We start from the raw sequence: 9,363 nt of genomic DNA, 5'->3' as shown, positions 1-9,363 counted from the left end.
GGTCGCTCGCGGCCACGGCGCGCAGGGTCGCGGCGATGCACTCCTTCTCGTTGTAGGCGGGGACGACCACCGAGACGGGTGCGGTCACCGGTGTCGTCGACGGCGTCCGTGCGGCGCGGCGGGCCCGTCGCGCGTGCACCACCGCGACACCCAGGACCAGGACGAGCCGGGCGATGACGAGCAGGCCCAGCACGAGCAGGGCCAGTTCCATGACGCGGACGAGCCACGTCGCCACCCCGACGCCCGTCACCAGGCCGAGACCGAGGTTGTGGTCGCTCGCCGACGCGGGTTGGTCGGCCGGCGGGAGCCCGACGCCCCTGCTGACCGTTGTGAACGTGTACCCCTGCGCCTTGAGCTCGGGGATGAGCCTGTCGAGCGCGGCGACGGTCTGGGAGCGGTCGCCGCCCGCGTCGTGCATGAGGATCGCGCCACCGGCACCGTTGGCCGGCGTCGAGGCGGCGACGATCGCGTCGACGCCCTTGCGCTCCCAGTCGCGGCTGTCGACGTCGGTGAACGCCGTCACGAAGCCGCGGTCGCCGAGCTCGCGCACGATGTCGAACTGGCTGTTGTCCAGCGCGGTGACCTCGGACGAGTACGGCGGGCGGACGAGATAGCTGACCGTGCCCGTGGCGCCTGCGATCGCGAGCTGGGTCTGGCTCAGCTCGCGGGCCATCCGGTCGGGCGAGACCGTCGTCAGGTCGGGGTGGGTGAAGGTGTGCAGGCCGATCTCCGAGCCGGCCGCGACGATGTCGCGCAGCAGTTCCGGGTGTTGTGCGCCCAGAGAGCCGAGTACGAAGAACGTGCCGGGGACGTCGTTGCGGCGCAGGACGTCGAGGATCTGCGGCGTCCAGTGGGGGTCGGGACCGTCGTCGAACGTGAGCGCCAGGGTCTTCGACGGGTAGCCGAGGCTGCGGAGCCTGCCGCCGGTGGCGTCGACGACCGAGCCGCCCTGCACCACGGACAGCGGCACGCGGTCCTCAGCGCCGTGCGGGGCCTGCCGCTCGGCGTCGGTGCCGACCTTCGGGTTGACCAGCCCGTTCAGGGCGAGGACGGACGCGATCATCGCCATCGCGACGAGCAGGAACACCCATTTCGGCCGCGGCACACGCCTGCGGCCGAGGAGCCGGCCGGCGCCGCTCATGACAGGGCGCCGTCGGCGACGATCGTCGTGGGGGTGGGGACGCTCGTCGGCGGATCGTCGACCGGCGGCGGCGGGTCGTTCGTCACGGGCGGCGGAGGCTCGTGCGTCACCGGGGGCGGCGGGTCGACCGGCGGCGGTGGGTCGACCGGGTCGGCCGGGGGTGGATCGGTCTGACCGGACCCGTTCGGCGGATCGGTCGGGTCGGGGGTGCCCTCGGCGGCCGGCGGAGGTGCGGGGTCGGTCGGGTCGGTCGGCGTCGCCACCGGCGGCGTGGTCCCGGGCGCGACGACGGGCGGCACCACAGGGGGAACGACGGGCACCACAAGGGGCGCGGCGGGCATTGCAGCGGGTGGGACGGCGAGTGCGGGGACAGCCGGGACCAGGGCACCCGCCGAGGCGACCGGCGCGATCGCGCGCGCCAGCACCGCGCCCAGCGGAACGACCGGCGTGGTGTCGGAGCGCACTGCACCGGGGTCGGGAACCTGCTGCGCGTCGAGGATCCCAGCCGATTGCGCATCGCCCGCGGCCACCGGGCCGGACCCGGGCAGGGCGAACAACGTCGTCTCCTGGTGCGCGGCGAGGCTGACGCCGACGACCGCCATGTACGCCGCGCACGCCGACGCCGCGACGTAGGCGACACGCTTGACGCGCTTGCTGCGCCTGCCGGTCCCGTCGACGAAGACCGGACCGCTGCCGTGCCCGGCAGTCGTGGGTTCCGTGTCGCCGCTCATGTCACGTTCCGTTCCGTTCGTGGCCCTCGGGTTGCCGGGTGGCGTTCCCGTGTGGTGTGGGCCGCGTCGCTCGAGAGGCGACGCGTCGTAGCGTCGTCCTGCCACCGAACAGACTAATGATCGTTCATCTGGGCGAATTGTGCACTTGCGCCCGCTGGCCCGCGTCGTCGGTCTCGCATCCCGACTGGGCCGCCCCCGGGTCCGCCCCTCCAGCGCACCCGACGACGATTTCGGCGCCGGGCCCGTCGGCGTTACAGCAGCTAGATGCGATCTTGTGTGAGATGCCGCCCGACGCGGCACCACTGAGGGGACACGCCGGTCCGATGCGCCGTGCGGTCCGTGGACGTCGTCGCGCGGTGTCAGACCAACATGACAGAACGTGACGATTTCTCCGGTACTGCGCCAAACGGACTATGGCGAGGCGAACTGAAGCCCGGTGCCGAGCGATCACCCTCGGTGAGACGACGGGGCAGGCATCCGGCCGTGAACGGTGCCTGGGCGCGGGGGTGACATCCTGCCGATGTGAACCGCCGGCCCGGCCCGTCCGTAAGTGTGATGTGGACAGGTGGCCGCGGCGGCAGGAGACGGTCGTGGACGACCCCGACGGACGGTGCATGACGCGATGAGCTCGACCCAGGACCGCGGGCCGGTCCCGGCCCGGCCCGGGGCCCGTTTCGGCCGGCTGGCGATGCTGGTCGTCGTCGGCCTCGTCGCCGCGGGGTGCTCCGCGGGCGGCGACCCGACGGCCACGGCGGCGGACCCGGCCACGTCGGCCTCCCCGCCGACCCCGAGCCGCACCTACGCCGCCGCGCAGGTGCAGGCGATCGTCACATTCTACGCTGCCGCCGACAACGACCCGCCCGGCAGCACCGACATCGCCCACCCGTCGGACCGGCACCACACCGCGGGCGGCGCCGGTACCTTCGACGACCCCATCACCATGGCCACGGACGTCCGGGAGATCCCGGTCGGCGGCGTCGTCTACTCGCCGAAGCTGCAGCGCTACTTCGTCATGGAGGACGACTGCGCGCCGTGCATCCGGGAGTGGGGCGCGTCGAAGAAGGCTCACGTCGCCTTCTGGGTCGGTGGCGGCACCGACGCGCGCGTCGCGGCCTGCGAGGAGTCGCTGACCTCCGAGCGGCCGGTGGCGATCGAGTACGACCCGCCGCCGGGCCTGCCGGTCGACACCCGGCCGTTGTATTCCAACGGCAAGTGCTGGCCCGCGACCTGAGCGCCGGTCAGGGCCGCTCGCGCTCGTCGGCGGGGACGGTCTCCGGTCGGCCGAGCCTGCGCAGCACCTGCCGGCCCGGCCGGATGATCGGTCAGCGCGCGAACCAGCCGGGGGAGTCGAGGCCGGACCCGAGGTCCGGGGCCAGGGCGCGCAGTGACCTCTCGAAGGCGGGCATGTCGTCGCCGATGCCGGCGGCGCGCGCGTCGCGGAGGCGTCCGAAGATCTCTGCGGACAGGGCGAGCATCTCGTGGCCGCGCGGGGTGATCGTCACGATCTTGCGGCGGGCGTCGCCCGGGTCGGCGTCGCGGCGGGCATAGCCGCGGTCGACGAGGGCATCGACCGTCTTTCCCGCCGCCTGCTTGCTGACGCCGAGCCGGTCGCCGAGCTCCACCGCGGTCGCACCGTCGGGGCCGATGGCCTGCAACGCGAACCCGTGCAGGGGGCGGGCGTCGCTGTGGCCGTGCTCGGCGAGCTCGACGTGCAGCGCGTCGACGAGATCGCGGAATGCGGCGAGCAGCCGCAGGGCGAGCTCGGCCCCGCTCATCGGGGCGGGAGGACTGGACGACATCGACAACCTCGTTTACTGTATTCGACAACTTAGTTGTCCATCATAGGAGGTTCCGATGCCGGTCGTACGCAGCGGAGAGGTCCGCCGCACCGAGACGCCCAACGCCGTCATGACGACGTTCGCCTCGCCCACCCTCGGCGGCGCCGACCAGGCGCTCTGGCAGGTCGAGATGGCGCCCGGCGCGAGCGGGCCCGAGCACGCGATGGACGCCGAACAGATCTGGCGGGCCGTCGCGGGCGGCGCGACCGTCCGCATCGCCGACGCCGACGACGTGCCCCTCGCACCCGGCGACACCGTCGTGCTGCCCGCCGGGACCGTGCGGCGCATCGTCGCCGACGCGGACGCGGGGTTCACCGCCGTCGTCACGGGAGCCGGTGGCGCACATGCCGTCGTCGCCGGAGCGGAACCCGTCGTCCCCGCCTGGATCGCATGATCCGCCCCGGAGGCACGTGACATGCTGGGACGATGTCCGCTGTCGCCGACGAGGGGGCCCGTCGCGCGGGCCGCCGACCGGTCACCTCTCGCTTCGAGATCGAGCACATCGCGCTCGACCTCTTCGCGGAACGCGGCTTCGACGCCACCACCGTCGACGACATCGCCCAGGCCGCCGGCATCGGCCGCCGCACGTTCTTCCGCTACTACGCCTCGAAGAACGACGTCCCCTGGGGCGCCTTCGACGAGCAGCTCACCCGGATGCGGGCCACGTTCGCCGCCCTCGCCCCCGACGTGCCCATCATGACGGGCATCCGTGAGGTCGTGCTCGACTTCAACGACGTCGCCCCCGAGGAACAGCCCTGGCACCGGCAGCGGTTGCGGCTCATCCTCGGCACACCGACCCTGCAGGCCTACTCGACGCTGCGGTACGCCGCGTGGCGCCAGGTCGTCGCCGACTACGTGGCGGCGCGACTCGGCACCGCACCCGACGCGCTCGTGCCGCTCACGGTCGGACACGCGAGCCTCGGAGTCGCCCTCGCCGCGTACGAGACGTGGCTGACCGGCGACGACGAGCTGCGGAACCTGCTGGACGAGGCCTTCAGAGCACTCGAGTCGGGCCTGGTCCCGGCCGGGCTCGGCTGAGCCCCGACGATCACACGGCGTCACCGCCGCCGCCCGGTGGCCGACACGACGTGACGATGCGGGGTGCGGCGCTCACGCGTCGCACCCCGCATCGATCTCCGGGGACCGCGGGCGGAATTCAGGGCCGATGGTCGGCCGGAATCGGGGGGCGTGGGAATCACGGCCCATTTCTCCGGCCCTGTTGTCCGGGCCTTTCCGCCGGGCCCCGGACGAATCCGGAACTCGAATCCGGAACTCGAATTCGGAATGTCAGCTCGCGGCGCCGGCATCCACGGGCAGAGCGGGAGCGTCCGCGGGCAGAGCGGGAGCGTCCGCGGGCAGGGCCGGGGTGTCGGTCGGAACGGCCGGCACCGCTGGGACGTCGGTCGGCACGGCGGGGACAGCGGGGACGTCGGTCGGCACGGCGGGGACAGCGGGAACGTCGGCGGGCACGCAGGGCACCGTGGGGACGTCGGCGGGGACGCCCGGCACGGCGGGAAGATCGGCGGGGACGCCCGGCACAGCGGGCACGTCGGCCGGGACGGCCGGCACCGCGGGCACGTCGGCCGGGACGCAGGGGACGTCGGTCGGGACGGCGGGTACGGCCGGGACGTCGGTCGGAACGGCGGGCACCGCCGGGACCTCGGGGACCGACGGCACGGGCGGCAGGGGCGGCAGCTGGTCGGCGGCCTGCGGGACCACGTCCGGGGTGTCCACGGGAACCGGGACTGCCGGGACTGCCGGGACGGCCGGGACTGCCGGGACGGCCGGCAGCGGGACGATGCCGCCCACGAGACCCGGCACGAGACCCTGCACCGTCACGAGCACACCGTTGAGGAGCGAGCCGAGCGGGGTCACCGGGACGGCGGGGACGACCGGCACGGCCGGGATCTGTTCGGTGTCGGCCGATGCGACCCCCGAGCCGAGCACGAGTGCTGTGCAGCCCGTCGCAACGGCGACGATCGAGGCGGCCAATCTACGCGAGCGCACCTGTTCCTCCAGGTATGTGCGGGGGACGAGTTCGCCGGAATCATGCGTCGCGGTTCTGCTCGCGGACAGGGGTGCATTTCCGCATCCCCGCGAATCGTGCTCACTCAGCGCGACATCAACGGATCTGAACCCCCGGACAGTGGTCACCCGACAAGGTGGCCATGCCTGCCGGGAGACGGGCGCGCCGCGCGACCCGCCGGTCGTCGCCGACCGGATCGAGTGGTGATCACCCGACGGCGTACGACTTGGGCGAGATTGCCACGATAGGGGGGCGGGGTGACTCACCGTCACTGGTGTGACGCCAGTGACCACCAGCGGTGACCGGGGCGTGCGTCGCCGTTCCGGGCGCAGGGCCGGCCCGCGGGCAAGCGGGGCAGGGTGGACCGCGAACCGCGCGGCGTGCCGACGGCCGCGTCCGTCGTTGCAGCTCACACCTTGCGTGATAGGTTCCCGCCCGGTTGCAGTCGTGTTTTCCTCGATCGTTGTGAAGCGTGCGTGGAGAGTGACGGTGGGCTTCGCCGACGTCGAGGAGCAAACCTCCCTCGTCGGTGTCGCGCAGCCTCCGGTCGGCACGGTGTCGTCCGGATTCGCTTCACGTGTGGGAGAAACGCATGCCGCAGGGCACCGTCAAGTGGTTCAACGCCGAGAAGGGCTTCGGCTTCATCGCCACCGACGACAACGGACCGGACGTCTTCGTCCACTACTCCGCCATCCAGACGGACGGCTTCCGGACGCTCGAGGAGAACCAGCGGGTCGACTTCGAGGCCAGCCAGGGCGCCAAGGGCCCGCAGGCCGACTCGGTCCGCCCCATCTGATCCTCCAGCTCCACCCGGCCCCCTGAGGGCCGCACCACGATGCCGGCATCCCCGACGGGATGCCGGCATCGTCCGTTTCCGGAGCGTCCGGGCACGGCCTCGATCCGTCGGGGCGCGGCCCTCCACGCCGTCCGGACGTGGCCCCCATCCCGTCCGGACGTGGCCCTCCGTACCGTCCGGGCGCGGCCCCACCCGTCCAGGCGCGGTCCTCCACCCCGTCCGGGCGCGGTCCTCCGTACCGTCCGGGCGCGGCCCTCCATACCGTCATACCGTCCGGGCGCGGCGCGGACGGCTATCCGGCCCCGGGGTTGCGTCTCCGCCACGACAGTGTCGGGTGGAACCGGCGAGCGGGACGACGACCGGTAGCGCCTCGAACGGAGTAGCCGCCGACCCGCCCGTCCGGACCGGTGGCCCGTCGACGATCGGTCGTCGAGAACCACTCGCGGACATGATGATCCGCTCGTCTCGGGAGTGGGCTCGGTCACCGCCGGTGGGGTTTCCGGCCGTCTCCGATGCCGCATCCTTGCGTTGCACCACATGTCAGACGGCGCCGCGCAAGGCGCCAGAGCGAGGATCGGCAGGAGGACGGACGATGTCGCGGTGGGACAGCTACCGAGCCGTTTACGGCGCGGAGCTGAGGGCAGCCGCCCGCGAGTACGCGGACCACGGATGGCCGTTGATTCCCGGGACGGGCACCGACGTACTCCTGGCCACCGGTGAGGTCCTCGACGTCGTGGAGGTGCCGGCCGAGCTCGGCCGCCGCGTCTGCGCGACGCTGCGCGACCGCGGGCTCGTCGTCCCCGTCGCGGCCACCACGAACGACACGTGGTGGTTCCCCATGACGGCCGGCTTCGGGCTGCCGCCGGAGGTGAGCCTGCACGCCGACGTCGTGCTGCACACCGACGGCATCGGCGTCGTCGCACCGCCCAGCGAGCGGCCCGACGGCTGGGTGCACTGGCGCGTCGCGCCGGGCCTCACCGGCTACGCCGTGCCGCAGGCCGCATTCGTGATCGACGCCGTCACCGCCGCGGTGCGGTGGCGTGCAGCAGGAGGCGACGAGCAGCCGGGTGCCCAGCGGCCCGCAGCAGCCGTCGCCAGAGGAGCGCGGTACCGGTCCTGACCGGAACCCGCGAGCCGCGCCCGGCTCCCGCCCCGATGCAGCGGATGTCGCTCCGCGCCGGGACGTCCGGGCGCACACGGTGCGCGGCGCCCGGGGAAGCACTTCTTCCCCGGCGCGCTGCCCCAACCCCCACAGCGTGACCGGGGCCGGCGGAACACCGGCGGCCCCGGTCAGAGCCAGGGTGGTCCCTGACAGCCGGAACGCCCGCCGCGCGGGCACTATGTAGACGTGACGACCGAGCAGGAGCAGCGCGCGCTGCCCGCCCCCACGCCCCGCGCCGCCGAGGCGCGCGTGCCGCTGGGCGCGTTCGGACCCATCGACGACTCGATCAAGCGACGCGACCTGCGGCGGATGAAACTCGTCGCCACCGGGTTCCTCGTCGTCGCGACGATCGTCTTCCTCGTCGGCCGGTACCTGGAGCTCCACGTCGGCGTCGGATGGGGCTACATGCGCTCCGCCGGCGAGGCCGGCATGGTCGGCGCACTCGCCGACTGGTTCGCCGTCACCGCCCTGTTCCGCCGGCCGCTGTCACTGCCGATCCCGCACACCGCGATCATCCCCACGAAGAAGGACCAGATCGGCGGCAGCCTCGGCGACTTCGTCGGCGAGAACTTCCTGTCCGAGGCTGTCGTGCGCGACAAGCTCGAACGCGTCGGCATCTCCTCGCGGGTCGCGTCCTGGATCACCCAGCCCGCCAACGCCGACCGCATCACCGCCGAACTGTCGACGGCCGCGCGCGGCATCGTCACCGTGCTGCGCGACGAGGACGTCCAGGACGTCATCGAGCAGGTCCTCGTCCGCAAGCTGCTGGAGAAGCCCGTCGGGCCGCCGCTGGGCAAGATCCTCGAGGGCATCCTCGCCGACGGCTCGCACCGCCGCCTCGTCGACCTCGTCTGTGACCGCGCCTACGACTGGGTCACCGCCAACCAGTCCACCGTGCTGCGAGTCGTCCACGACCGCGCGCCCGGGTGGACGCCGCGGTTCGTCGACGAGATGTTGGCCGACAAGGTGTTCTCCGAGGTGCAGAGCTTCGCGTGGGCGGTCAAGACCGACCCCGAGCACCCCATGCGCAAGGCCGTCGACACGTTCCTCGTCGAGTTCGCGGGGGACCTGCAGAACGACGAGGCCACCATCGCCCGCGCCGAGCAGATCAAGCAGCAGGTCGTCGACCATCCCGACGTGCAGGCCTTCATCGGGCAGGCCTGGGGCACGGTCAAACGGATGATCCTCGACGCCGCCGACGACCCCTCCAGCGCGCTGCGCACCCGCGTCCGCGACGGGATCCTGTCCTTCGGGCACCGGTTGGAGGGCGACGCGGAGCTGCGCGGCAAGATCGACGGCTGGGTCGCCGACGCCGCCGGGTACGTCGTGCGGCACTACCGCGGCGAGATCACCACGCTGATCACCGACACCGTCGCCCGCTGGGACGCGGAGGAGACCTCTCGCAAGATCGAGCTGCAGGTGGGGCGTGACCTGCAGTTCATCCGGATCAACGGCACCGTCGTGGGCGCCTTGGCGGGGCTCGTCATCTACGCGGTCTCGCAGCTCATCTTCTGACGACGCCCGCGCGCCGGCTCCGCGACCGACCCGTCGAGCAGTCCGGCGGTGTGCGGACAGCCGCGCGCAACCTGACGGTCGTCGCGCGGCGGGATCGCGACAGTGAGGTTGCGCGCCATGGTTCGGTGCAACCTGACGGTCGTCGCGCGGCCCG

At 72.8% G+C, this 9,363-nt stretch carries 11 protein-coding genes; 6 read left to right on the top strand and 5 right to left on the bottom strand.

Features of this window, described 5'->3' with window-relative positions; translation table 11 throughout:
- Together PSU4_RS29965 and PSU4_RS31650 are read right to left on the bottom strand one after the other, a co-directional pair.
- Positions 1-1,141, bottom strand: a 1,141-nt coding sequence (locus PSU4_RS29965) for a polysaccharide deacetylase family protein (protein ID WP_147115900.1), incomplete at its 3' end; no start/stop codon positions are given.
- Positions 1,138-1,872 carry a hypothetical protein gene (locus PSU4_RS31650; RefSeq protein ID WP_186817264.1) on the bottom strand — a complete coding sequence of 245 codons (735 nt, stop codon included), beginning with the start codon at positions 1,870-1,872 and terminating at the stop codon, positions 1,138-1,140. The genes PSU4_RS29965 and PSU4_RS31650, both read right to left, overlap by 4 nt.
- Before the next feature lie 622 nt (positions 1,873-2,494).
- Here PSU4_RS31650 and PSU4_RS31645 point away from each other — a divergent pair.
- Positions 2,495-3,103 carry a flagellar basal body-associated FliL family protein gene (locus PSU4_RS31645; protein WP_186817263.1) on the top strand — a complete coding sequence of 203 codons (609 nt, stop codon included), beginning with the start codon at positions 2,495-2,497 and terminating at the stop codon, positions 3,101-3,103.
- A gap of 91 nt (positions 3,104-3,194) precedes the next feature.
- Here PSU4_RS31645 and PSU4_RS29955 read toward each other — a convergent pair whose 3' ends face one another.
- Positions 3,195-3,671: a MarR family winged helix-turn-helix transcriptional regulator gene (locus PSU4_RS29955; protein WP_147115899.1), complete on the bottom strand. Its 477-nt coding sequence runs from the start codon at positions 3,669-3,671 to the stop codon at positions 3,195-3,197.
- 55 nt (positions 3,672-3,726) lie between these two features.
- Here PSU4_RS29955 and PSU4_RS29950 point away from each other — a divergent pair, with 55 nt between their 5' ends.
- Positions 3,727-4,104 carry a cupin domain-containing protein gene (locus tag PSU4_RS29950; protein ID WP_147115897.1) on the top strand — a complete coding sequence of 126 codons (378 nt, stop codon included), beginning with the start codon at positions 3,727-3,729 and terminating at the stop codon, positions 4,102-4,104.
- A 32-nt stretch (positions 4,105-4,136) separates the two neighbouring features.
- Positions 4,137-4,748 (top strand): mycofactocin system transcriptional regulator MftR, encoded by a 612-nt coding sequence (gene mftR / locus PSU4_RS29945; protein WP_147115896.1) that lies wholly within the window; start codon positions 4,137-4,139, stop codon positions 4,746-4,748.
- Between the two features lie 249 nt (positions 4,749-4,997).
- Here mftR and PSU4_RS29940 read toward each other — a convergent pair whose 3' ends face one another.
- Positions 4,998-5,717 (bottom strand): hypothetical protein, encoded by a 720-nt coding sequence (locus tag PSU4_RS29940; RefSeq protein WP_147115894.1) that lies wholly within the window; start codon positions 5,715-5,717, stop codon positions 4,998-5,000.
- A gap of 611 nt (positions 5,718-6,328) precedes the next feature.
- On the opposite strand from PSU4_RS29940, the gene PSU4_RS29935 reads away from it, so the two are divergent.
- The 3 genes from PSU4_RS29935 to PSU4_RS29925 all read left to right on the top strand — a co-directional run bounded on the left by PSU4_RS29935 (position 6,329) and on the right by PSU4_RS29925 (position 9,209).
- Positions 6,329-6,532, top strand: a complete 204-nt coding sequence (locus PSU4_RS29935) for a cold-shock protein (RefSeq protein WP_013672786.1) — start codon at positions 6,329-6,331, stop codon at positions 6,530-6,532.
- 592 nt (positions 6,533-7,124) lie between these two features.
- A complete protein-coding gene (locus tag PSU4_RS29930) occupies positions 7,125-7,652 on the top strand; it encodes a bifunctional DNA primase/polymerase (RefSeq protein WP_147115893.1) in 528 nt (175 codons plus the stop codon).
- Positions 7,653-7,880: 228 nt separating this feature from the next.
- Positions 7,881-9,209: a DUF445 domain-containing protein gene (locus tag PSU4_RS29925; RefSeq protein WP_373866113.1), complete on the top strand. Its 1,329-nt coding sequence runs from the start codon at positions 7,881-7,883 to the stop codon at positions 9,207-9,209.
- Here the strand turns inward: PSU4_RS29925 and PSU4_RS32060 are convergent.
- Positions 9,182-9,363: hypothetical protein (locus PSU4_RS32060; RefSeq protein WP_222596452.1), on the bottom strand; the 182-nt coding region annotated here is incomplete at its 5' end. The genes PSU4_RS29925 and PSU4_RS32060 overlap by 28 nt on opposite strands.

The organism is Pseudonocardia sulfidoxydans NBRC 16205 (assembly GCF_007989085.1).
GTDB lineage: Bacteria > Actinomycetota > Actinomycetes > Mycobacteriales > Pseudonocardiaceae > Pseudonocardia > Pseudonocardia sulfidoxydans.
This window is presented reverse-complemented; position numbering and strand designations above follow the sequence as displayed.

Bases quoted from the DNA above. Each gene is read 5' to 3' on its own strand.
- PSU4_RS31650 (WP_186817264.1), bottom strand. From the start codon at position 1,872: ATGAGCGGCGACACGGAACCCACGACTGCCGGGCACGGCAGCGGTCCG.
- PSU4_RS31645 (WP_186817263.1), top strand. From the start codon at position 2,495: ATGAGCTCGACCCAGGACCGCGGGCCGGTCCCGGCCCGGCCCGGGGCC.
- PSU4_RS29955 (WP_147115899.1), bottom strand. From the start codon at position 3,671: ATGTCGTCCAGTCCTCCCGCCCCGATGAGCGGGGCCGAGCTCGCCCTG.
- PSU4_RS29950 (WP_147115897.1), top strand. From the start codon at position 3,727: ATGCCGGTCGTACGCAGCGGAGAGGTCCGCCGCACCGAGACGCCCAAC.
- mftR (WP_147115896.1), top strand. From the start codon at position 4,137: ATGTCCGCTGTCGCCGACGAGGGGGCCCGTCGCGCGGGCCGCCGACCG.
- PSU4_RS29935 (WP_013672786.1), top strand. From the start codon at position 6,329: ATGCCGCAGGGCACCGTCAAGTGGTTCAACGCCGAGAAGGGCTTCGGC.
- PSU4_RS29930 (WP_147115893.1), top strand. From the start codon at position 7,125: ATGTCGCGGTGGGACAGCTACCGAGCCGTTTACGGCGCGGAGCTGAGG.